Below are 21,235 nucleotides of genomic sequence, written 5' to 3' on the forward strand. Positions count from 1 at the left end.
TCGCCCCGCCCCGGCTCTGGAATCGTTCTAACAAGGCTGAGCGATAATTAGAATTTGCATTTTCAAATCATGTCGATATGAAATTCTTATGAATGCCCTGTCGATGAAGCATCTGCGCTATTTCGAGGCGCTGGCCACCCATGGCCATTTCGGTCGTGCAGCCGAAGCCTGCGCGGTGTCGCAGCCCGCGCTGTCGCTTCAGATGAAGGAATTGGAGGCGATTGTCGGAGCCCCGCTTATTGAACGCGGGCCAAGGCAGGTGCGGCTGACCCCGGTGGGGGAGGCCTTTGCCCGCCGCGCCCGCGATATTCTGCGCGCGGTGGACGAACTGGCGACGCTGGCCCGGGCCAGTCAGGGCCATCTGGCGGGGCGTCTGGGGATCGGGGTCATTCCGACGGTCGCGCCCTATCTGCTGCCCCGGGTCATTCAGACGCTGGCAGGGCACTTTCCCGATCTGGATCTGCGCCCGCGCGAGGCGGTGACGCAGCGGCTGGTCGGGGATCTGGTCGAAGGGCGGCTGGATCTGGCGCTGGTGGCCCTTCCGGTATCCGAACCCGCGCTGGTGGAACATCCGCTGTTTTCCGAGGAATTCGTGCTGGTCCGTCCGCTGGCCGATGCGGGCCGCCCGGTGCCGGGGCCCGAGGGGTTGCGCGAGATGCGGCTTCTGCTGCTGGAAGAAGGGCACTGCTTCCGCGATCAGGCGCTGTCTTACTGCAAGATGCCAAGCGCCACGCCGCGCGATCTGATGGAGGGCAGCTCGCTCTCCACCCTTGTGCAGATGGTGGGGGCGGGGATCGGGGTGACGCTGATCCCGCAAATGGCGGTGGCGGTGGAAACCCGCACCGCGCCGGTATCGGTGGCCCGCCTTGCCCTGCCGCGCCCCAGCCGCACGCTGGGCCTTGTCTGGCGCAAATCCAACCCGCTTGGCCCACAATTCGCCGCTTTGGCCGATCTGGTGAACGAGGCCGCCGGTCAGGTATCGTAGCGGGTGGCCCCGCGCCGCATGGCTGTGCCCGGATCAGGCATGATGAGCGCCTGATGGGCGCGCTGGTCGCAATGGGTGCGCGGGCATATGCGGCAATTGATGCCCACCGGCGTCATCGGCGCGCCCGACAGCAGGAAGGGTTCGGCATAGCCGATTTCGCCGACATGCTCGATCGCGCAGCCCATGGCGACGGCCAGACGGTTGTCCTGCACATGGCGGGCCCAGGTGGGCCGGTCCACGGTGCGGGCAAAGACGAAGAACCGGCTGCGGTCGGGCATTTCCACGAATTGCGGTACGATGCGTCCGGGGGTGCGAAAGCTCGTATGCACATCCAGCCGTGGGCAGGCCCCGCCATGTTCGGCCAGCGGAAAGCTGGTGGCGTTGAACCGCTTGGCCACATTGCCGCCCTTGTCGATGCGCAGGAAAAAGAAGGGCACGCCCTGCGCCCCATCGCGCTGCAGGGTTGTGGCGCGGTGGCAGGCCTGTTCGAAGCTGACGCCGAAGCGGGTTGCCAGATGGTCGAAATCGTATTTGGTGGACCGTGCGACCTGCAGGAAATCGTCATAGGGCATCAGCACCGCCGCCGCGAAGTAATTGGCAAGCTCCACCCGCAGCCGCACATTGCTGCGCGGTTCTGACAAGCCCGCCCGCGCAATGATCTGGTCAAACAACGCCCCCTGTTCCAGCAGGCCGCACATATGCGTCAGCTGAAAGATGCGGTTGGTATGGTCCAGCGCTTCGGACAGGCAGATTTCACGGGTCGCCTCGTCATAGTCGCGCAGCGCCAGCGGCATTTCCTCGACCCGGGCCAGCCGCACGCTGACACCCATGCGCGATTTCAGCCGGACCTTCAGCGCGCCGTAAACCTCGTCCCGTTCGGGCGCCGTTTCCCCCCAGAAGCCGGATGCCGCCTGTTCCAGATCGCGGAAATGGTTGCGGTTGCGGCGAAAGACATGATGTACCGCCGCCTCGGGCGAGGTGATCGCCGCATTCTGATCCAGTTGCGCAATGGCGGTCAGCTGGTCCGATACCTGCTGATAGGCGCGATGCAGGCGCAGAAAGGCCTGTGCCAGATCGGGGCTATGCACCAGCGCTGCCCGCAATTGCGGCAGATCGGGGCGGGATTCTGTAAACAGCGGATCTTGTACAGCCGTGCGCAGATCGGGCAGAAGGCTGGCGCTTTCGTCTTCGGCAATCTCGCGCCAATCGACGCCATAGGCCTCCATCAACCTGAACAGGATGGTGACCGATACCGATCTCTCGTTGTTTTCCAGAAGGTTGACGTAAGACGCACTGATGCCGAGCGTCCGGGCCATCTGGGCCTGCGTTTCCCCGCGTTCCTGACGCAAGCGCCGGAGATGCGGTCCGATGAAGGTTTTCTGCATACCAGCGCACACAATTCAGGAATCGTCATATTTACAATATTACAAATTTTGCAATCTGTAAAACCGTGCATTCACAGCAGAACCCGTCTTCGTTTTGCCTTTGCGTCAATCTGTGGCTGAGTGCCGTCAACGCGATGGGAGGATTGCGATGAAGACTGGACTTGCCCACCTGTATATTCCGGGCCCGACCAATGTGCCCGAAGCTGTCCGCCGTGCGATGGCCGTGCCGATGCAGGACCACCGCGCCGCCGATTTCGGCATCCTGACCGCAGCCGTGACCGAAGGGATGAAGCCCGTTCTGGGCACCACCAAGGGCCACGTGGCCCTGTTCCCCGGATCGGGCACCGGCTGCTGGGAAGCGGCAATCTGCAATACGCTGAACTCGGGCGACAAGGTCCTGATGGCACGCCACGGCCATTTCTCGCATCTCTGGGCCGAGATGGCCCGCAAGCTGCAGCTTGATCCGGTGATTGTTGATGTTGCCTGGGGGGCGGGCGTACCGGTGAACGAATTCGCCCGTATTCTGGGGGCCGATCGGCGGGGCGAGATCAAGGCGGTTTTCGTCACCCATAACGAAACGGCGACCGGGGTCACATCGGATGTGGCGGCGGTGCGGGCCGCGCTGGATTCGGCCTTCCACGATGCGCTGCTGTTTGTCGATGGCGTGTCGTCGATCGGGTCGATTCCGTTCCGCATGGATGACTGGGGTGTCGATATGGCGGTGACCGGCAGCCAGAAGGGGCTGATGTCGCCGGCGGGTCTGGGCATTCTTGGTGTCAGCCCCAAGGCGCTGCAAGCCTGCGAAACGGCCCGCATGCCCCGCGCCTTCTTCGATCTGAAGGATATGCTGCGCGCGCATGAGGCCGGGTCGTTCCCCTATACCCCGCCCGCGCCCCTGCTGCACGGGTTGCGCGCGGCGCTGGCCCGGATGCAGGAAGAGGGGCTGGACACTGTCTATGCCCGCCACCGGCGGCTCGCCAATGGTGTACGTCGTGCCGTGGCGGCCTGGGGGCTGGAGATTTGCGCCGAACATCCCCTGCTGCAATCGGATACGGTCACTGCGATCCGTACGCCCGCGCATGTCGATGCGCGCGAGGTGATCCGTATTGCCTATGACCGCTACAACTGTTCGCTCGGGTCCGGGCTTGGCCCGCTGGCGGGCAAGGTATTCCGCATCGGCCATCTGGGCGATCTGAACGAAGGCATGTGCCTGACCGCCATAGCGCTGGCCGAACTGGCGCTGGTCGAGGCGGGGGCAGAGATCACCCTGGGCAGTGGCGTGGCCGCAGCGCAGGCTGCCTTTGTCCGCCCTGTCGCCCGCCAGTCTGCTGCAGCCGTCGCTGCCGAATAATCCCGACTTACCCTGAGGATACCATGAGCCACACCCTGCACCCGCTGCGGCGTCAACGCCTGCAGCGTTCGGAACTTGCCGTCCCGGCCTCCAACCCTGCCATGATCGACAAGGCCGCGACCGGCCCCGCCGATTACGTCTTTCTGGACCTTGAAGATGCGGTCGCCCCGCCCGAAAAGGAACGGGCCCGCAAGAACTGCATTCAGGCGCTGAACGACATCGACTGGGCAGCGGCAGGCAAGACCGTGTCGGTTCGCATCAACGGGCTGGACACCCATTACATGTATCGCGACGTGGTCGATGTCATGGAACAGGCGGGCGACCGGGTTCATACGCTGCTGGTGCCAAAGGTTGGTGTGCCGGGCGATCTGTACATGGTCGAAGCGATGGTCAACCAGATCGAGATGGCTAAGGGTCATACCTCCCGTGTCGGGCTGGAGGCGCTGATCGAAACAGCGCTTGGCATGGCCAATGTCGAGGCCATTGCCCAGTTCGGCGGCCGGCTGGAGGCGCTGCATTTCGGCGTGGCCGATTATGCGGCCTCGATGCGCGCGCGCACCACGAATATCGGCGGTCTCAACCCGCATTACCCGGGCGACCAGTGGCATTCGGCCATCAGCCGCATGGTGGTGGCCTGCCGCGCCTATGGTCTGCGTGCGATTGATGGCCCCTTTGGCGATTTCAGCGATCCCGAAGGTTACAAGGAAGGCGCACGCCGGGCTGCGGCCCTGGGCTGCGATGGCAAATGGGCCATCCATCCGAGCCAGGTGACGCTGGCCAACGAGGTGTTTTCGCCCCCCGAAACCGAGGTGACGCGCGCGCGCCGCATCATCGAGGAATTGCGCAAGGCCGAGGCCGAAGGCCGGGGCGCCGCCGCACTGGATGGCAAGATGATCGATGCGGCATCGGAACGGATGGCGCGCAATGTGCTGGTGCTGGCTGACGCCATCGCCGCCCGCTGAACCCCTGTCAGCCTGTCCCGGCGCGGGTGTCTGATCCGCGTCATCGCCCCGCCGGGCGGCTGCATCCCCATGGGAGGACAAGATGGATATTCACGAATATCAGGCCAAGGAAATCCTGGCGCGTTTTGGTGTGCCGGTGCCGCGCGGCGGGCTCGCCTACAGCCCTGAACAGGCCGGATACCGCGCCCGCGAACTGGGCGGCAGCGCCTGGGTGGTCAAGGCACAGATCCATTCCGGTGGCCGCGGTGCTGCAGGTGGCGTCCGGCTGTGCCGGTCGGAAGAAGAGTTGCAGGAGTATGCCCGCAGCCTGTTCGGCCGCCAGCTCGTCACCAAACAGACCGATGCCAATGGCAAGGCGGTCTATCGGCTCTGGGTCGAGGCGGCATCGGAAATCCGGCAGGAACTGTACCTGGGCTTTGTGCTGGATCGCAAATCCGAACGGATCATGATCGTGGCTTCGGCCCATGGCGGGATGGAGATCGAGGATCTGGCCGAAAGCGATGCCGGGTCGCTGCGCCGCATGGTGATTGATCCGGCTGTCGGGCTGGTGCCCTATCAGGCGCGCGAACTGGCCTTCGCGCTTGGCCTGAAAGGGGGGCAGATCGCCCAGATGATCACGGTTCTGACCGCCTGCTATCGCGCCTATCGCGATCTTGACGCGACGATGGTGGAAATCAACCCGCTGATCATCAACGGGAATGGCGACCTGATGGCGCTGGATGCGAAGATGAGCTTTGATACCAACGCGTTGTATCGCCGCCCCGATGTGGCCGAATTGCGTGACCGCAGTCAGGAAGACCCGCGCGAAAGCATGGCGGGGGATCACGGGCTGGCCTATGTCGGGCTTGACGGCGATATCGGCTGCATCATCAACGGCGCCGGACTGGCCATGGCGACCATGGACATGATCAAGCTTGCAGGGGGCGAGCCTGCCAATTTTCTGGATATCGGCGGCGGGGCCAGCCCCGAACGTGTGGTGCGGGCCTTCCGCACCGTGCTGGCCGATCGCAATGTGCAGGTGATCCTTGTGAACATCTTCGCCGGGATCAACCGCTGCGACTGGGTGGCCGAAGGCGTGGTGCAGGCCTACCGCGAGGTGGGGATGACCATTCCGGTCGTCGTCCGTCTGGCGGGCACCAATGTCGAGGAAGGCCAGCGCATCCTCGCCGCCAGCGGATTGCCCCTGCATACCGCCGATACCTTGGCCGAAGCCGCCGCGACGGCGGTGGGCCTGCGCACGAAACTGGCAGCCTGAAAGGGGGCGCTTCATGGCCATTCTCATCACTGAATCCACCCGCGTCATCGTGCAGGGCATTTCCGGCCGCATCGGGCAGTTTCATGCGACCGACATGATCCGCCACGGCACCAATGTCGTGGGCGGCGTGACCCCCGGCAAGGGCGGCACCACCTTTCTGGATCGCCCGGTGTTCAACACTGTCCGCGAGGCGGTCGAGGCTACGGGCGCCGAGGCCAGCCTTGTCTTCGTGCCGCCACCCTTTGCCGCCGATGCGATCATGGAGGCGGCAGATGCCGGTATCCGCACGGCGGTCTGCGTGACCGACGGCATCCCCGCGCAGGACATGATGCAGGTCAAGCGGTTCCTGCGCCGCTATCCCGAGGCGCGCAAGATGCGGCTGATTGGCCCGAACTGCGCGGGGATCATCAGCCCAGGCAAAGGGTTCATGGGCATCATGCCGCCGCATATCTACATGCCCGGCCGGGTCGGGATTGTCGGTCGGTCCGGCACTCTGGGCTATGAAGCCGCCAGCCAGATGAAGGCGCTTGGCATCGGGGTATCCACCAGCGTGGGCATCGGGGGCGATCCGATCAACGGGTCCAGCTTCCGCGACATTCTGGAACTGTTCGAGGCCGATCCCGAAACCGATGCCGTCGTGCTGATCGGCGAGATCGGCGGCCCGCAGGAGGCCGAGGCTGCAGCCTGGGCGGAACGCCATATGACCAAGCCGATTGTCGCCTATATCGCCGGTCTGTCCGCACCCAAGGGCCGCAAGATGGGCCATGCCGGAGCCATCGTGTCGGCCTTTGGCGAAAGCGCGCAGGAGAAGGTGGAGATACTGACAGCAGCAGGCATCACCATCGCCCCCAACCCTTCGGTCATCGGGGCCACGATGGCCGGGGTGTTGAACCGTCGCGCTGCCGCCTGAGGGCGGCGTGACGGATCGGGAAAGCGGGGCTTGCCCTCGTGCCGCCTTCCCGCCTTTATGTGCTGGCCGTATTTGCCCGAAGGTCAGCCATGCCCCAGCCACTTGCCTCTGACACGGCCCGCCACTGGATCAGCGATCCTGTCCACCGCGCCTGGTTGCAGGCCGAGGCGCAGGCGCAGTTCAGGTTTTTCCGGCGCAGTCTGCGGGCGGGCGGCGGGTTCGCCATTCTGGCCCATGATGGTACGCCGATCCCCGGCATGGCGCAGGAATTGCACAGCACGACGCGGATGGTGCATTCCTATGCGCTTGGTCATTGCACCGGCCTGCATGATGCACCCGAGATGATTGATGCCGGGATGGATTTCCTGTGGAACGTCCATCGCGATGGGCAACATGGCGGCTATGTCTGGGCGGTGAAGGATGGTGCCATTTCGGATGGGGTAAAGCTGGCCTATGGCCATGTCTTCGTCCTGCTGGCGGCGTCCAGCGCGAAGATGGCAGGCCATCACGATGCCGATCGCCTTTTGGCCGATGTGGCCGAGGTGCTGGACCGGCACTATTGGGATGACAGCCATGGCCTGTTCCGCGATGAATTCACCCGCGATTGGCAGCCCTTTTCCACCTATCGTGGCATGAATGCCAATATGCACGGGGTCGAGGCGCTGCTGGCAGCCCATGAGGCGACAGGGGATGGCGAATACCTGTCACGCGCCGGGCGGATTCTGGATTTCCTGATCGGGCGCATGGCCCCTGCCCATGACTGGCGCATCCCCGAACATTACACCGAAAGCTGGCAGGTCGATGCCGGGTATCGGGGCAACCCGATGTTCCGCCCGGCGGGCACGACGCCTGGCCATTCCTTCGAATTTGCCCGCCTGACGCTGCAGCATTGGGATCTGTCGGGCCGCCCCGACACTGGCGCGCCCCAGCGGGCGCGGGCGCTGGTCACGCGCGCCATGGCCGATGCCTGGCTGCCGGGTGGCGGCCTGGCCTATACACTGCATCACGGCGGCGCGGTGGATATGGCGGATCGCTACTGGTGGCCCGTGACCGAGGCCATCGGCGCGCTGCAAGCCCTGATGAAGGCCGACCCGCAGCCGGGGGATGAAGACTGGTATCGCCAGCTTTGGCGCTTTGCCGATGCCCATTTCATCGACCATGACCATGGCGGCTGGTTCCCGGAAATCGACGCCGATGGCCGACTGACCGTGACCCAGTTCCACGGCAAGCCCGACATCTATCATTCGGTTCAGGCGGCGGTTCTGCCGCTGTCTTCGGGCCTGTCGCGCCTGCTGTCGCCGCTGCAGGTCTGAACTGCGTGGGGCTTGCCATAGCGTCCGATATTGGCATCGCCCCAGTGTTTCAGCGCCATCAGCACCGGCTCCATGCTGCGGCCCAGGGGGGAGAGGCTATATTCCACCTTGGGCGGCACTTGCGCGTAAACCGTGCGGATCACCAGCCCATCCTGTTCAAGTTCACGCAACTGGTTGGTCATCATGCGCGGGGTGCAATTGGGCAGCAGGCGGCGCAATTCGTTGAAGCGCCGGGTGCCTGACAGCAACTGGAACATCAGGATCGACTTCCATTTGCCATCGATCAGATTGATCGCCGCTTCGACGGCGCAACCTGGATTGCAGTCGAACCGGGAATGGCTGGCTTTGGCCATGGGGTAGTATCCTTTTTGATAGTATAGGCGTTCTTTGTGCGTATTGTCGCCATGTGCAGTATTGACCAGATTGGCCCTATACGCAAGTTGAGCTACAGGAGAGCCCCATGAAAGCCATCGGTTACCGCAGCCCCGGCGCGATCACGCGGATTGACGCGCTGGAAGACATCACCTTGCCCGATCCCATGCCTGGCGGGCAGGATCTGCTGGTCAGGGTCAGTGCCGTTTCGGTGAACCCTGTCGATACCAAGGTGCGCCGCAATGCGGCACCCGATCCCGGCGCCTATCGCGTGCTGGGCTTTGATGCTGTGGGCATCGTCGAAGCCATGGGCCCCGAGGCGCAGGGATTTACGCCGGGGGATCGTGTCTATTACGCCGGTTCCGTTGCCCGTCCCGGGGCCAATGCGGAACTGCATCTGGTTGATGCGCGCATCGCGGCCCGCGCCCCGGCCAGCCTTGACGATGCCGCTGCTGCCGCTCTGCCGCTGACCGCGATTACCGCCTGGGAGATGCTGTTCGACCGGCTGGAGGTGACCCGGCCCATTCCCGGCGCGGCCCCTGCGGTTCTGGTGATCGGCGGTGCGGGGGGCGTGGGATCCATTGCCATTCAACTGCTGCGGGCCTTGACAGGGCTGACGGTGATCGCCACGGCCTCGCGCCCGGAAACGAAGGATTGGGTGCATCAGCTGGGCGCACATCATGTGATCGATCACGGCCAACCGCTTGCTCCGCAGATCGCGGCCTTGGGGATCGGTGCGCCGGGGCATGTGTTCATCACAACGCAAAGCCATCTGCATCAGAAGGATGTGGCCGAACTGATCGCGCCGCAGGGCAAGGTGGGGCTGATCGATGATCCCGAGGCGCCGCTGGACCTGATGCTGTTCAAGCGCAAGGCCGTATCGCTGCATTGGGAAATGATGTTTGCCCGGCCGATCTTCGGGACAGCCGACATTGGCGAACAGGGCAGGCTGCTGGCAGAGGTGGCGCGGCTTGTCGATGCGGGGCAGATACGCAGCACCGTCACCGAAGTCCTGCGCCCGATCAATGCGGCCAATCTGCGCGACGCCCATGCCGCTATCGAAAGCGGACGGACGCGCGGCAAGATCGTGCTTCAGGGCTTCTGATCGCGGGGGCACTTGCGGGTCAGGCCGCGGGCGGCACCAGCCATTCCGGACCTGACCAGACGCCCTTCAGCGCCCAGTCGTCAGACAGCAGCACCAGTTCTGCGGCCCGGCCCGGCGCGAGGGTTCCAAAGCGATCCGCCGCCCCGATCAGATCTGCCGGAATGCGGCTGGCCATGGCCAGAGCGCGTTCCGGCGCGATGCCGACCTGGGTGATCAGCGTGCGGATCGCCTGCGCCATGGTCAGATCGGCCCCGGCCAAGGTGCCATCTGGCAGTTCCAGCCGCCCGGCCCGGCGCAAGACCCGGCGACCGTTCAACTGCAGTTCGGTCAGCTCGGTACCGGCAAAGGCCATGCAATCGGTGACCAGAAACAGGCCGTCCTGCCGGGCAGCCATGGCGATGCGCAGCGTATCGGGATGGACATGGATACCGTCTGCAATGATCCCCGCCGCAGCCGTTCCCGACAGCGTTGCCCCCACCAGGCCGGGCTCGCGATTGCCAAGCTGGCTCATGGCGTTGAAAAGATGGGTCACGCAGCGCGCGCCTGCGGCAAAGGCCGTCTGAGCGGTGGCATGGCTGCAATCGGTGTGCCCGAGGCTGACCACCACGCCCGCTGCCGCCAAAGCTGCGATCTGGTCGGGTTGGGCGCTTTCAGGGGCCAGCGTGACCAGCAGCGCGGGCAGATCGGCTGCAGCCGCCGCAATCCGATCCTGATCGGCGCGGGTCATCGCGCGGATCAGCGACGGGTCATGCGCGCCCTTGCGGCGCGGGTCCAGATGCGGGCCTTCCAGATGCAGGCCCAGAAAGCCGGGTGTGCCCTGACAATCGCGCCCCGCTTCGATCACCCGCGCTGTGGTTTCGGCGGTATCGGTAATCAGCGTGGGCAGAATCCCTGCCGTGCCCAGCCGCCGATGCGCGGCGCAGATGGCCGCCAGATCGGCGGGCGTGGTTGCGGGGCCAACCTGATGTCCTGCCCCGCCATTGACCTGCAGGTCGATGAAGGCGGGGGCCAGCACCCCCGATATGATCTGCGCGCCCTCGACCGGGGTTGGGATCAGCGCCGCAATCCGGTCCTGTTCGATGACCATGGCCAGCCCGTCATGCAAGCGCTGCCCGTCAAAGATCCGGGCGCCCGAAAGGATTGTGGTCATGGTCATACCGTCTCGGTCACCTTGCGCAGATGGGGCGGCGTGTCGGGGTCAAAGCCGCGCCGCCGTGCGAGGGCTTCGACAAAGGCATAGAACCCCGCCATGGTGACCAGCGGCGCCACCAGAGGATGCAGCCCGCCGATCATCGGCAGCGTGGTTGCGCCGGGCACTGTGGCACCGGTCACAAAGACATCGGCCCCCTGCGATGCCAGCCGTTCGGCCGTCGCGCAAAGCTGCGGGAGGGCGGCGTCATCCACCCCGAGCGCCAGCACCGGGAAATGGGCCTGCACGATGGCCGCAGGGCCATGCAGCACTTCGGCGGCACTATAAGCCTCGGCATGAATGCCGCTGGTTTCCTTGAATTTCAGGGCAGCCTCATGCGCGGTGGCAAAGGCCGGGCCGCGTCCCAGCACAAAGGCGGACGAGGCGCGGGAGAGCCGCGCCGAAAGCGGCGACCAGTCCAGAGTGACAGCGCGGGCCAGCGCATCCGGCAACCCTGCCACGGCCGCCTGCAGGTCGGCATCTTCGCGCCAATGCGCCAGCAACGACAGTCCGGCCAGCACGCTGGTCACAAAGGTCTTGGTGGCGGCGACGCTTTTTTCCTCACCCGCCTGCAGCGCCAGGGCATGGGCGCTGACTTCTGCCATCGGGCTGTCGGCATGATTGGTGATGGCGATGGACAGGGCCCCGTTTTCGCCCGCGCTGCGCATCATCTCCACGATGTCAGGGCTGCGGCCCGATTGGGAAATGCCGATGCAGGCGGCACCGGTCAGCCGCAATGGCCGCTTGTAGATCGAGGCGACCGAAGGCCCGACCGAAGCAACCGGCACCCCCGCTGCCAGTTCGATGGCGTATTTCAGATAGGTGGCGGCGTGGTCCGATGACCCACGCGCCACGGTGACCACCAGCCCCGGATCGGCACGGCGCAATGCGGCGGCGGCGGCAGAAACGGCGGCAGCCGACCGGTCAAGGAATCGCGCTGCGGCCTCGGGGATTTCGGCCACTTCGCGGGCCATGTGGCTTTGGGTCATTGCGCAATCCTTTCGTCGGGCGCGGGGCTGACCCCGGGCGCCAGTTTCAGTTCGACGGCAAAGTCATAGGCATCGCCGCGATACAGCGATCGGGTGAATTCCACCACCTTGCCCGACGGCAGGTAGGAGACCCGTTCGATCTTCAACCCGGCCACGCCGGGGGTCACATTCAGCAGTTCGGCATCCCTTGCACCGAGGTTGGTGGCCGAAATGCGCTGCACTGCCCGCACCGGGCGCAGGGCGCGCGCCTCCAGATGGGCATAGAGCGATCCGGTCACCTGATCGGGATCGGGCAGGATTTCCGCGGGCAGCGAGGCTCGTTCTATGGCCAGGGGCACACCGTCGGACGACCGCACCCGCTCCAGCCGCGCGACCCGGTCGCCCGCGCCAAGGCCAAGCGCCATCACCTCTTCGGGGGCGGGGGCATGCAGGCCACGGGCAAGCCAGATGCTGACCACCTGCCGCCCGCGCCGGGCCATGTCTTCGGTAAATGACGTGAGAAGGGACAGCGCCTGTTCCAGCCGTTCCACCCGGGGCGCGACAAAGGTTCCCGATCCGCGCCGCTGCACCAACTGGCCCGAGGACACCAGCGCCTCTACCCCCTTTCGGACAGTGACGCGCGACAGCCCGGTCAGCGCGGCCATTTCGCGTTCAGGCGGCAGGCTGTCGCCGGGCTTCAGCCGCCCAGATGCGATGGCTTCGGCAATGCGGCGGTGCAATTGCAGATACAGCGGGCCGCCCCCGGTTTCTTCGAACCCTTCGGGCGAAAACAGGTTTTCCATCATACCTCCTGCCGTGCCAGAAGCAGCGCGCCATCCAGCCCCGACCCCAAGGCCGGATGTATCGGCCAGCGCCCCGCCAGTGCGGCCGCATAGGCCGGTCCCACGCCACCCAGAAAGACCACGGGCAATGGTGCGCCATGCTGAAGCCGGTCGATCATCGCGCCGATCTCTGCCACGGCGGCGGCGAAGATGCGTTCGGCAGCCGGATCACCCGGCTTGATGACGCGCGGTGCGAAGGCGGCAAAATCGGCAGGGCGCGCCCGCAGGCCGAAGGCGATCACGCCCTCGACCCCGCCCAGTTCACGCAGAACTTCCGACAGAAGTGGCGATCTGCTGGCAAAACCGTCTTCGGCCCGCAACGCTTCGGTCAGCAAGGTGCGGCCCAGAGCCGCGCCGCTGCCTTCATCGCCCAGAAGAAAGCCGCGCCCGCCATATTGCTGCATCAGCCCACCGCGCTGCACCGCAAAGACCGATCCCGTGCCCATTGCGGCAACAATCCCATCCGCGCCCTGCAGTGCGCCAGTGGCGGCAGTCACTGCGTCGCTGACAACCCGGATGCGTGCAAAGGGCAGCCGGTCGGTCAAGGCCCGGGCAGATGCCGATACATTCGCGCCCGCAAGACCCAGCACGGCCGACACCTTGTCGGCGGATGCAAGGCCCGCTTCGCGCAGGGCGGATTGCGCGGCGGTCAGAATGTTGCGTTCTGCCCCGCGCGGATCGGTGGCGATATTGGCCGGGCCCGCCGCGCCCTGGCCAAGAATGCGCCCCTGATCATCAGCGAGCGCCGCCCGACACCCCGTGCCGCCGCCATCGATTCCCAGAAAGAACGCCATGACTCCTCCCTCTTTCCGTCAACATACCAAAACAATACCAAATGGGAAGGGGAAACTGAAAATGGTGCGTAAACCGCATGTTTTGACGTTCTTCAAGTTTTGGCTTTACAATTGGTATTAATTTGGCATTGTCATTGGTGAAGGGGGAATCATATGACGCAGCGCAGCACGGAAGATCGACATCCTGCTTCGGCGGGGCTTCATGTCCGCCCGGCAGAGGGGATTCTGGCAGACCTGTTTGCAGCGCAGCAGGCTGCGCTGGCGGCCGTTGGCCCGGCCTTGCCCGGTCTGGCGCGGGCAGCGGAGCTGGGCGCGGATGCGCTGCGCGCCGGGGGCAAGATGGGCTATGCCGGGGCTGGATCATCGGGGTTGATGGCGCTGGCTGATTGCCTTGAGCTGGCTGGAACCTTCGGCCTGCCGCCGCAACGGACCCCAATGCTGTTTGCCGGGGGCGCCGATGCGTTGCTGCATATGGTGGGCAGTGTCGAGGATGATCCGGCGCTGGCGCGGGCCGATGTGGCGCAGGCTGGGCTTGGTGTGGGCGATGTGGTGTTGGTTCTGACGGCCTCGGGCAGCACGCCCTATGCGTTGACTGTGGCCGAGGCTGCACGGGCGCGCGGCGCGCAAGTGATTGGCCTGGCCAATGTCGCGGGGGCGGCGCTGTTCGATCTGTCCGATCTGGCGATCCTGCTGGATACTGGCCCCGAGGTGATTTCCGGGTCTACGCGGATGGGCGCGGCCACGGCGCAGAAAGTGGCGCTGAACCTGATTTCGGCGCTGGTCGGCGTAAAGCTGGGCCATGTGCATGACGGCTATATGGTCAATCTTGTCGCCGACAACGCGAAACTGATCGATCGCGCGGCGCGCATCGTCTCTGCGGTGGCCGGGGTTGACCGTGCCACGGCCGAAACCGCGCTGGCGGCAACGGCGGGCGCTGTCAAACCTGCCATTCTGGTGGCGCAGGGCCATGCGCCTGATACCGCCGCATCGCTTCTGTCCGGGCAAGGCGGGCATCTGTCCGCACTGGTCGGCTGAAAACCACCGGGCCCATGCAAAGGGGCCCCAACAGGGAGAAGACCATGACCAAGACCATCCGCCTGGCCCTGCTTGCCTCGACGGTGCTTTCGGGGGCCGCCTGGGCGCAGGACGTGACGCTGACCATCGAAAGCTGGCGCAATGACGACCTTGCCATCTGGCAGGACAAGCTGATCCCGGCCTTCGAGGCCGCGCATCCCGGAATCAAGGTGGTGTTCGCACCCACGGCACCGGCCGAATACAATGCGGTTCTGAACTCCAAGCTTGATGCCGGTTCGGCGGGCGATCTTATCACCTGTCGGCCGTTTGACGCGTCGCTGGAGCTTTACAACAAGGGCCACCTGGCCGATCTGTCGGGCCTGGGGTCGATGGCGAATTTCAGCGATGTCGCGAAATCGGCCTGGCAGACCGATGACGGCGCGGCCACCTTCTGCGTACCGATGGCATCGGTGATCCATGGGTTCATCTACAATGCCGATGCCTTTGCCGAACTGGGCATCGAAGTGCCCAAGACCGAGGCTGAATTCTTCGCCGCGCTGGACAAGATCAAGGCGGATGGCACCTATATCCCCATGGCCATGGGCACCAATGACCAGTGGGAAGCGGCCACGATGGGCTATAACAACATCGGGCCGAACTACTGGAAGGGCGAAGAGGGCCGCAAGGCGCTGATCGCGGGCACGCAAAAGCTGACCGATCCGGCCTGGGTGGCCCCCTTTGCGCAACTGGCCAAGTGGAAGGACTATCTGGGCGACGGGTTCGAAGCGCAGACCTACCCGGATAGCCAGAACCTGTTCACCCTGGGCCGCGCGGCCATCTATCCGGCCGGATCGTGGGAAATCAGCGGCTTCAACACCCAGGCCACATTCAAGATGGGCGCTTTTGCCCCGCCGGTCGCGGCTGAAGGCGACACCTGCTATATCAGCGACCATACCGACATCGCGCTTGGGATGAACGCGAAATCACCCAATGCCGAAGCTGCCAAGACCTTCCTCGATTGGGTCGGCAGCGCAGAATTTGCCACGCTCTATGCCAATGCCCTGCCGGGCTTCTTCAGCCTGAATTCTTCGCCCGTGGCGATGGAAGACCCGCTGGCGCAGGAATTCGTGTCCTGGCGTGGCAAGTGCCAGTCGACGATCCGGTCCACCTACCAGATCCTGTCGCGGGGCACGCCGAACCTTGAAAACGAAACCTGGAATGCGAGTGCCAATGTGATCAAGGGCACCGAAACCCCGGAAGAAGCGGCCAAGCGTCTGCAGGACGGTCTGGCCAGCTGGTACGAACCCCAGAAGTAAGCGCTGGTGGAAAGGCCGGGGGGCTGTCTGCCCCCCGGACCCCCCGAGGATATTTTCGAACAGATGAACAGGGAGAGCGTCATGGCGCAGCGGAAAGCCGTTCGCTGGCATATCGCGGTATTTCTGGCACCGGCGGTGCTGGTTTATACGGCGCTGATGATCGTGCCCCTGTTTGGCACGCTGAACCTGTCGCTGTTCAATCTCGATGGGGCGAAGGCGCGGGTCTTTGTGGGCCTTGCGAACTTTGTGACGCTGTTCGGTGATCCGCGCTGGTCGGCGGCGTTCTGGAATGCGCTGGCCAATAACGCGTGGTTCTTCGTGGTGCATATGCTGGTGCAGAACCCGATCGGGATCGCACTTGCGGCGATCCTGTCAACGCCGAAACTGCGCATGGCGGCCTTCTACCGCACGGCGATCTTCATTCCGACGATCCTGAGCTTTGTGATCGTGGGTTTCGTCTGGAAGCTGATCCTGTCGCCGATCTGGGGCATTGCACCGGGGATGCTGGATGCCGTGGGGCTGAAATCGCTGTTCGCGCCCTGGCTGGGCAAGGAGGAATATGCGCTGACCACGCTGGCGCTGATCTCGGTCTGGCAATTCGTGGGCATCCCGATGATGCTGATCTATGCGGCGCTGCTGTCGATCCCCGATGAGGTGATCGAGGCGGCAGAGATGGACGGGGTGACCGGCGCGTCGCAATTCTGGAAGATCAAGCTGCCGTTGATCCTGCCTTCGATCGGCATCATCTCGATCCTGACCTTTGTGGGGAATTTCAACGCCTTCGACCTGATCTATGTGGCGCAGGGCGCGCTGGCCGGGCCGAATTTCGCCACCGATATTCTGGGCACCTTCCTGTATCGCACCTTCTTTGGCTTCCAGCTGCAACTGGGTGATCCGCATATGGGGGCGACAATTGCGACGGCGATGTTCTTCATCATCCTGATCGGGGTCTGTTTCTACCTCTTCGCCATCCAGACGCGGCTGCGCCGCTACCAGTTCTGAGGGGGATGCCATGAGCCCGAGTCAAACATCGTCGGCCCGCCGGTCCATCGCCCGCAGTGTCGCCGCCCATGGGGTGCTGATCCTGTGGACCGTGATTGCGCTGTTCCCGGTTTTTGTCACGGTCATCAACAGCTTCAAGTCGCGCAAGGCGATCTTTGCCGATCCGCTGGCCCTGCCAGGCCCCGGCAGCTTTGATTTGATCGGTTATCAGACGGTGCTGAAGCAGGGAGATTTCTTTCAGTATTTCCTGAACTCGATGACCGTCACCATGGGCAGCCTGTTCTTTGTGCTGCTGTTTGGTGCCATGGCGGCCTTTGCCCTGTCGGAATACCGGTTCCGGGGCAATACGCTGATGGGGCTATATCTGGCGCTTGGGATCATGATCCCGATCCGGCTGGGCACGGTGGCGATCCTGCAGATGATGGTGGCAAGCGGGCTGGTGAATACCCGGACGGCGCTGATCCTTGTCTATACGGCGCAGGGTCTGCCGCTGGCGGTGTTCATCCTGTCCGAGTTCATGCGTACAGTTTCGGCCGATCTGAAGAATGCAGGCCGGATCGACGGCTTGAGCGAGTACACCATCTTCTTCCGCCTTGTGTTGCCGCTGGTGCGGCCTGCCATGGCCACTGTCGCTGTCTTTACCATGATCCCGATCTGGAACGACCTGTGGTTTCCGCTGATCCTGGCCCCGGCCGAGGAAGTGAAAACCATCACCTTGGGATCACAGGTGTTCATCGGCCAGTTCGTCACGAACTGGAATGCCGTTCTTGCTGCGCTCTCGCTCGCTATCGTGCCAGTGCTGGTGCTGTATCTCGTTTTCTCGCGTCAACTTATCCGTGGTATCACTGCAGGAGCCGTCAAATGAAAAAGAGCCGTGTCGTCCGACTTCTTGGCCCCGCCGAACTGACCGCCGCGCCGGTGGAGGCTACCGATTTCGAATTGTGCGCCGTGGTGGACCCGCTGCAGCGTGAATGTGTGACGGCGGGCGACCGCGGTGTGCCCGTCTACCGGGACCTGCTGTCAGCCCTGCGCAAAACCCGTGTCAGCACCGTGATTTACGGAAATTTCTATATCGACATCAATGGTTGCGACAGCATCCGCGGCGTGGTGGGGCGCTGATGGCCATCCGGGTTCTGGTGGCTGGATTGGGCAATATGGGCCGCAGTCATGCGCTGGCCTATGCCGCCGAGCCAGCCTTTGATCTGGTGGGTCTGGTGAACCGCTCGGCGGTTGATCTGCCCGCGCCGCTGCAGGACCTGCCGCTGTTCACCGATTATACGGCGGCTCTGGCGGCGCTGAAACCCGATCTGGCCTGCATTGCCACCTATTCCGACAGCCATGCCGATTACGCGGTGGCCGCAATGGAGGCGGGCGCGCATGTTTTTGTCGAAAAGCCGCTGGCGACCACCGTAGCCGATGCCGAGCGCGTCGTGGCCTGTGCCACACGGCTGGGGCGCAAGCTGGTGGTGGGCTATATCCTGCGGCATCACCCCAGCTGGCAGCGTCTGATTGCCGAGGCGCGCGATCTGGGCGGGCCCTATGTGTTCCGTCTGAACCTGAACCAGCAATCCAGCGGCCCTACCTGGGAGGTTCACAAGGCGCTGATGCAGACCACGCCGCCCATCGTGGATTGCGGCGTGCATTATGTGGATGTGATGTGCCAGATCACCGATGCCGCCCCGGTCGAGGTGCGCGGCATGGGGCTACGGCTGTCGGGTGAAATCGGGCCCGAGATGTACAATTACGGCCATTTCCAGGTGCTGTTTGCCGATGGTAGCTGCGGCTGGTACGAGGCGGGCTGGGGGCCCATGATGTCGGACACCGCCTTTTTCGTGAAGGATGTGGTCAGCCCGCGCGGCGCCGTGTCGATCCGCATGCCCGAAAGCGCCAGGTCGGACGATATCGATACGCATACGAAAACCAGCACCTTGCGCGTGCATCGTGTGGGGATCGGATCCGAAGACTTGTCGATGGCCGATGAACCCGGTCACCAGCAGCTTTGCGACCGCGAACAGGCCTTTGTGGCGCGGGCGATCACCGAAAATCTGGACCTGAGCCGGCATATGCAAGACGCCGTCCGTTCGCTCGCCGTCTGTCTGGCAGCGGATGAAAGCGTGCGCTCAGGCCTGCCTGTCAAACTGTAAGGAGACCCCCGTGGGAGCCCTGACCCTGAACCAAGTCACCAAATCCTTCGGCGCGACCGATGTCATCAAGGGCGTCGATCTGGCGGTCGAGGATGGCGAATTCTGCGTGTTCGTCGGGCCTTCGGGCTGCGGCAAATCCACCTTGCTGCGGATGATCGCGGGGCTTGAGGATGTCAGCAGCGGGGATGTCAATCTCGATGGCGTGCGCATCAATGATCTCGCCCCGGCGAAACGCGAAATCGCCATGGTCTTTCAAAGCTATGCGCTATACCCGCATCTGACGGTGCGCGACAATATGGGGCTGGCCTTGAAACAGGCCGGGGTGGCAAAGACGCAAATTCAGGCGGCCACCGACAAGGCCGCATCCATGCTGGCGCTTGGCCCGCTGATGGAGCGGCGCCCGGCTGAACTGTCGGGTGGGCAGCGGCAGCGGGTTGCGATCGGGCGGGCCATCGTGCGCACGCCGAAGCTGTTTCTGTTCGATGAACCGCTGTCGAACCTTGATGCCGCGCTGCGGGTACAGACCCGGATCGAGATTGCCCGGCTGCACCGCGATCTGGGCGCGACCATGATCTATGTGACCCATGACCAGGTCGAGGCGATGACGCTGGCCGACAAGATCGTGGTGCTGCGTGCCGGCAAGGTGGAGCAGGTGGGTGCCCCGATGACGCTGTACAACGATCCCGACAATACCTTTGTCGCCGGGTTCATCGGCAGCCCGCAGATGAATTTCCTGAAGGGCGGCCCGCTGGGCCTGCGGTCCGATACCGTGGGCGTGCGGCCCGAACATCTGCGGCTGGATGCCTCGGGCCCGATTTCGGGCAAGGTCAGCCATGTGGAAAAGCTGGGCGGCGAAACGCTGGTCTATGTTCAGACCGAAGGGCAGGGGCTGGTGACCCTGCGCCAGTTCGGCGAACATGAACACGCTGTGGACGCAGCGGTGACGCTGGGTTTTGATGCGCCGCGCGCCTTCCATTTTGACGCGCAGGGCCAACGGCTGCGGCAGGGTTGAACTTTCTGGCCCTTCGGGCTTTGCTGCGCCAATCCCCGAAGGAGCCGCGATGACCGTCTTTGATCCCGAACTGGAAGCCCGGCTGATCCGCTATGCGGCGGTCGATACCCAAAGCGACGAGATGGGTGAGGCGTCGCCCTCGACCCCGATCCAGCTTGATCTGGCGCGGATGCTGGTGGCGGAACTGCAGGACATCGGGGCGGCAGATGTGCGGCTGACCGAATATGGCGCGGTTCTGGCCACCATTCCCGGCACGGCGCCGGGGCCTGTTGTGGGGTTCCTGGCCCATATCGATACTGCACCGGCCTATAATGCGACCGGGGTCAAGCCGGTGGTGCATCGCGGCTATAATGGTGGGCCGATCAGCTTTGCCGATGCGCCGGGTCTGGTGCTGTCGCCTGAGGCTTCGCCCTATCTTGCGGGCAAGGTCGGGCATGACATCATCACCGCCAGCGGCACCACCCTGCTGGGTGCCGATGACAAGGCGGGGATTGCCATTCTGATGGTGATGGCGCGGCACCTGATCGCCCATCCGCAAATCGCCCGGCCCACCCTGCGTCTGGCCTTCACCCCGGATGAAGAGATCGGGCGCGGGGTGGACAAGCGCCTGCCCGCCGATCTGGGGGCGGAATTCGCCTATACGCTGGATGGCGGCGCGGTGGGCGAGATCGAATATGAAAGCTTCAGCGCCGATGCCGCGGTTGTGACGGTGACAGGGGTTTCCACCCATCCCGGCACGGCCAAGGGCAAGATGGTCAATGCCTTGCATCTGGTGGCCCGGCTGGTGGGGCTATTGCCCCAGGCCACCCAGACCCCTGAAGTGACCGAGGGCCGCGAGGGATTTCTGCACCTTTACGAATTGACCGGCACGGCCGCCGAAGCCACGCTGAAGTTCATTCTGCGTGATTTCGAACTGGATGGGCTGGCGGCCAAGGGCGCGTTGCTGCAACAGGCCTGTGATGCCGTTCAGGCGATGGAGCCACGCGCCAGCCTGACCTGTGTCATCCGTCCGCAATATCGCAACATGCGCTACTGGCTGGAAAAGGACATGCGCCCTGTCGATCTGGCCCGCGAAGCCTGTCGCGAAGAAGGGATCGAGCCGGTCTCTGTGCCGATCCGGGGGGGGACCGACGGTTCACGGCTGACCGAAATGCGCGTGCCCTGCCCCAACATCTTTACCGGCATGCAGGATATTCACGGCCCCCTGGAATGGATATCGGTGCAGGATATGGCAGCGGCGCTGCGCGTCTGCCTGCGGCTGGTGCAAAAGGCGGCGGGCAGCTGACGCTGGCATTTCCCAAAGGCCTGCCAAAAGC

At 64.2% G+C, this 21,235-nt stretch carries 21 protein-coding genes; 15 read left to right on the forward strand and 6 right to left on the reverse strand.

All coding sequences use genetic code 11. The features are described from left to right. Positions 1–88: 88 nt before the first annotated feature. Complete coding sequence (locus tag V6590_RS06670; RefSeq protein ID WP_335421172.1) at positions 89–985, forward strand: hydrogen peroxide-inducible genes activator; 897 nt, start codon at positions 89–91, stop codon at positions 983–985. On the opposite strand, the gene V6590_RS06675 is transcribed toward V6590_RS06670, so the two are convergent. Then, on the reverse strand, positions 973–2,370 hold the full coding sequence (locus V6590_RS06675; protein WP_335421174.1) for a helix-turn-helix domain-containing protein: 1,398 nt from the start codon (positions 2,368–2,370) through the stop codon (positions 973–975). The two genes, V6590_RS06670 and V6590_RS06675, sit on opposite strands and share 13 nt — an antisense overlap. A 148-nt stretch (positions 2,371–2,518) precedes the next feature. Here V6590_RS06675 and V6590_RS06680 point away from each other — a divergent pair, with 148 nt between their 5' ends. The 5 genes from V6590_RS06680 to V6590_RS06700 all read left to right on the forward strand — a co-directional run bounded on the left by V6590_RS06680 (position 2,519) and on the right by V6590_RS06700 (position 8,161). Continuing rightward, positions 2,519–3,721 carry a pyridoxal-phosphate-dependent aminotransferase family protein gene (locus tag V6590_RS06680; protein WP_335421176.1) on the forward strand — a complete coding sequence of 401 codons (1,203 nt, stop codon included), beginning with the start codon at positions 2,519–2,521 and terminating at the stop codon, positions 3,719–3,721. Positions 3,722–3,744: 23 nt separating this feature from the next. Next, complete coding sequence (locus V6590_RS06685; protein ID WP_335421178.1) at positions 3,745–4,683, forward strand: HpcH/HpaI aldolase/citrate lyase family protein; 939 nt, start codon at positions 3,745–3,747, stop codon at positions 4,681–4,683. An 82-nt stretch (positions 4,684–4,765) separates the two neighbouring features. Beyond that, positions 4,766–5,938 carry a malate--CoA ligase subunit beta gene (locus tag V6590_RS06690; RefSeq protein WP_335421180.1) on the forward strand — a complete coding sequence of 391 codons (1,173 nt, stop codon included), beginning with the start codon at positions 4,766–4,768 and terminating at the stop codon, positions 5,936–5,938. A 13-nt stretch (positions 5,939–5,951) separates the two neighbouring features. After that, positions 5,952–6,848: a succinate--CoA ligase subunit alpha gene (sucD, locus tag V6590_RS06695; protein ID WP_335421182.1), complete on the forward strand. Its 897-nt coding sequence runs from the start codon at positions 5,952–5,954 to the stop codon at positions 6,846–6,848. An 89-nt stretch (positions 6,849–6,937) separates the two neighbouring features. After that, the gene (locus V6590_RS06700; protein WP_335421184.1) at positions 6,938–8,161 is read left to right on the forward strand and encodes an AGE family epimerase/isomerase; all 1,224 of its coding nucleotides are present in this window, start codon (positions 6,938–6,940) and stop codon (positions 8,159–8,161) included. Here V6590_RS06700 and V6590_RS06705 read toward each other — a convergent pair. Continuing rightward, complete coding sequence (locus tag V6590_RS06705) at positions 8,098–8,514, reverse strand: winged helix-turn-helix transcriptional regulator (RefSeq protein WP_335421185.1); 417 nt, start codon at positions 8,512–8,514, stop codon at positions 8,098–8,100. The genes V6590_RS06700 and V6590_RS06705 overlap by 64 nt on opposite strands. Positions 8,515–8,621: 107 nt before the next feature. Between V6590_RS06705 and V6590_RS06710 the strand changes: the two genes are divergently transcribed. Continuing rightward, positions 8,622–9,638, forward strand: a complete 1,017-nt coding sequence (locus tag V6590_RS06710) for a zinc-binding alcohol dehydrogenase family protein (protein WP_335421187.1) — start codon at positions 8,622–8,624, stop codon at positions 9,636–9,638. 19 nt (positions 9,639–9,657) lie between these two features. Here V6590_RS06710 and nagA read toward each other — a convergent pair whose 3' ends face one another. Genes nagA through V6590_RS06730 form a run of 4 tightly spaced genes read right to left on the reverse strand, consistent with a single transcriptional unit; the run spans position 9,658 to position 13,431 of the window. Then, positions 9,658–10,788: an N-acetylglucosamine-6-phosphate deacetylase gene (gene nagA / locus V6590_RS06715; protein WP_335421715.1), complete on the reverse strand. Its 1,131-nt coding sequence runs from the start codon at positions 10,786–10,788 to the stop codon at positions 9,658–9,660. A gap of 2 nt (positions 10,789–10,790) precedes the next feature. After that, a complete protein-coding gene (locus V6590_RS06720) occupies positions 10,791–11,816 on the reverse strand; it encodes an SIS domain-containing protein (protein ID WP_335421189.1) in 1,026 nt (341 codons plus the stop codon). After that, complete coding sequence (locus tag V6590_RS06725) at positions 11,813–12,598, reverse strand: GntR family transcriptional regulator (protein WP_335421192.1); 786 nt, start codon at positions 12,596–12,598, stop codon at positions 11,813–11,815. Before V6590_RS06725 ends, V6590_RS06720 begins: the two co-directional genes overlap by 4 nt. Further along, positions 12,598–13,431 (reverse strand): glucosamine kinase nucleotide-binding domain-containing protein, encoded by an 834-nt coding sequence (locus V6590_RS06730; protein ID WP_335421193.1) that lies wholly within the window; start codon positions 13,429–13,431, stop codon positions 12,598–12,600. The genes V6590_RS06725 and V6590_RS06730 overlap by 1 nt, the downstream gene beginning before the upstream one ends. 153 nt (positions 13,432–13,584) lie before the next feature. On the opposite strand from V6590_RS06730, the gene V6590_RS06735 reads away from it, so the two are divergent. The 8 genes from V6590_RS06735 to pepT all read left to right on the forward strand — a co-directional run bounded on the left by V6590_RS06735 (position 13,585) and on the right by pepT (position 21,204). After that, positions 13,585–14,466 carry an N-acetylmuramic acid 6-phosphate etherase gene (locus V6590_RS06735; protein WP_335421195.1) on the forward strand — a complete coding sequence of 294 codons (882 nt, stop codon included), beginning with the start codon at positions 13,585–13,587 and terminating at the stop codon, positions 14,464–14,466. Positions 14,467–14,510: 44 nt separating this feature from the next. Further along, positions 14,511–15,761, forward strand: coding sequence for an ABC transporter substrate-binding protein (locus V6590_RS06740; RefSeq protein WP_335421197.1), 1,251 nt, complete (start codon positions 14,511–14,513; stop codon positions 15,759–15,761). Between the two features lie 81 nt (positions 15,762–15,842). Further along, the gene (locus tag V6590_RS06745; protein WP_335421199.1) at positions 15,843–16,763 is read left to right on the forward strand and encodes a carbohydrate ABC transporter permease; all 921 of its coding nucleotides are present in this window, start codon (positions 15,843–15,845) and stop codon (positions 16,761–16,763) included. Between the two features lie 10 nt (positions 16,764–16,773). Beyond that, on the forward strand, positions 16,774–17,628 hold the full coding sequence (locus V6590_RS06750; RefSeq protein WP_335421201.1) for a carbohydrate ABC transporter permease: 855 nt from the start codon (positions 16,774–16,776) through the stop codon (positions 17,626–17,628). Next, positions 17,625–17,882 carry a hypothetical protein gene (locus V6590_RS06755; protein ID WP_335421204.1) on the forward strand — a complete coding sequence of 86 codons (258 nt, stop codon included), beginning with the start codon at positions 17,625–17,627 and terminating at the stop codon, positions 17,880–17,882. Before V6590_RS06750 ends, V6590_RS06755 begins: the two co-directional genes overlap by 4 nt. Next, positions 17,882–18,907 (forward strand): Gfo/Idh/MocA family protein, encoded by a 1,026-nt coding sequence (locus V6590_RS06760; RefSeq protein WP_335421206.1) that lies wholly within the window; start codon positions 17,882–17,884, stop codon positions 18,905–18,907. Before V6590_RS06755 ends, V6590_RS06760 begins: the two co-directional genes overlap by 1 nt. A 10-nt stretch (positions 18,908–18,917) precedes the next feature. Further along, positions 18,918–19,919 (forward strand): ABC transporter ATP-binding protein, encoded by a 1,002-nt coding sequence (locus V6590_RS06765; protein WP_335421208.1) that lies wholly within the window; start codon positions 18,918–18,920, stop codon positions 19,917–19,919. A gap of 49 nt (positions 19,920–19,968) precedes the next feature. Continuing rightward, positions 19,969–21,204, forward strand: a complete 1,236-nt coding sequence (pepT, locus tag V6590_RS06770; protein ID WP_335421209.1) for a peptidase T — start codon at positions 19,969–19,971, stop codon at positions 21,202–21,204. Positions 21,205–21,235: the final 31 nt, after the last annotated feature.

The organism is Gemmobacter denitrificans (genome assembly GCF_036964905.1).
Classification (GTDB): domain Bacteria; phylum Pseudomonadota; class Alphaproteobacteria; order Rhodobacterales; family Rhodobacteraceae; genus Gemmobacter; species Gemmobacter denitrificans.

Bases quoted from the DNA above. Each gene is read 5' to 3' on its own strand.
- V6590_RS06740 (WP_335421197.1), top strand. From the start codon at position 14,511: ATGACCAAGACCATCCGCCTGGCCCTGCTTGCCTCGACGGTGCTTTCG.
- V6590_RS06720 (WP_335421189.1), bottom strand. From the start codon at position 11,816: ATGACCCAAAGCCACATGGCCCGCGAAGTGGCCGAAATCCCCGAGGCC.
- V6590_RS06700 (WP_335421184.1), top strand. From the start codon at position 6,938: ATGCCCCAGCCACTTGCCTCTGACACGGCCCGCCACTGGATCAGCGAT.
- V6590_RS06675 (WP_335421174.1), bottom strand. From the start codon at position 2,370: ATGCAGAAAACCTTCATCGGACCGCATCTCCGGCGCTTGCGTCAGGAA.
- sucD (WP_335421182.1), top strand. From the start codon at position 5,952: ATGGCCATTCTCATCACTGAATCCACCCGCGTCATCGTGCAGGGCATT.
- V6590_RS06760 (WP_335421206.1), top strand. From the start codon at position 17,882: ATGGCCATCCGGGTTCTGGTGGCTGGATTGGGCAATATGGGCCGCAGT.
- V6590_RS06755 (WP_335421204.1), top strand. From the start codon at position 17,625: ATGAAAAAGAGCCGTGTCGTCCGACTTCTTGGCCCCGCCGAACTGACC.
- V6590_RS06670 (WP_335421172.1), top strand. From the start codon at position 89: ATGAATGCCCTGTCGATGAAGCATCTGCGCTATTTCGAGGCGCTGGCC.
- V6590_RS06705 (WP_335421185.1), bottom strand. From the start codon at position 8,514: ATGGCCAAAGCCAGCCATTCCCGGTTCGACTGCAATCCAGGTTGCGCC.
- V6590_RS06735 (WP_335421195.1), top strand. From the start codon at position 13,585: ATGACGCAGCGCAGCACGGAAGATCGACATCCTGCTTCGGCGGGGCTT.
- V6590_RS06710 (WP_335421187.1), top strand. From the start codon at position 8,622: ATGAAAGCCATCGGTTACCGCAGCCCCGGCGCGATCACGCGGATTGAC.
- nagA (WP_335421715.1), bottom strand. From the start codon at position 10,788: ATGACCACAATCCTTTCGGGCGCCCGGATCTTTGACGGGCAGCGCTTG.
- V6590_RS06745 (WP_335421199.1), top strand. From the start codon at position 15,843: ATGGCGCAGCGGAAAGCCGTTCGCTGGCATATCGCGGTATTTCTGGCA.
- pepT (WP_335421209.1), top strand. From the start codon at position 19,969: ATGACCGTCTTTGATCCCGAACTGGAAGCCCGGCTGATCCGCTATGCG.
- V6590_RS06690 (WP_335421180.1), top strand. From the start codon at position 4,766: ATGGATATTCACGAATATCAGGCCAAGGAAATCCTGGCGCGTTTTGGT.
- V6590_RS06730 (WP_335421193.1), bottom strand. From the start codon at position 13,431: ATGGCGTTCTTTCTGGGAATCGATGGCGGCGGCACGGGGTGTCGGGCG.
- V6590_RS06750 (WP_335421201.1), top strand. From the start codon at position 16,774: ATGAGCCCGAGTCAAACATCGTCGGCCCGCCGGTCCATCGCCCGCAGT.
- V6590_RS06685 (WP_335421178.1), top strand. From the start codon at position 3,745: ATGAGCCACACCCTGCACCCGCTGCGGCGTCAACGCCTGCAGCGTTCG.
- V6590_RS06680 (WP_335421176.1), top strand. From the start codon at position 2,519: ATGAAGACTGGACTTGCCCACCTGTATATTCCGGGCCCGACCAATGTG.
- V6590_RS06725 (WP_335421192.1), bottom strand. From the start codon at position 12,598: ATGGAAAACCTGTTTTCGCCCGAAGGGTTCGAAGAAACCGGGGGCGGC.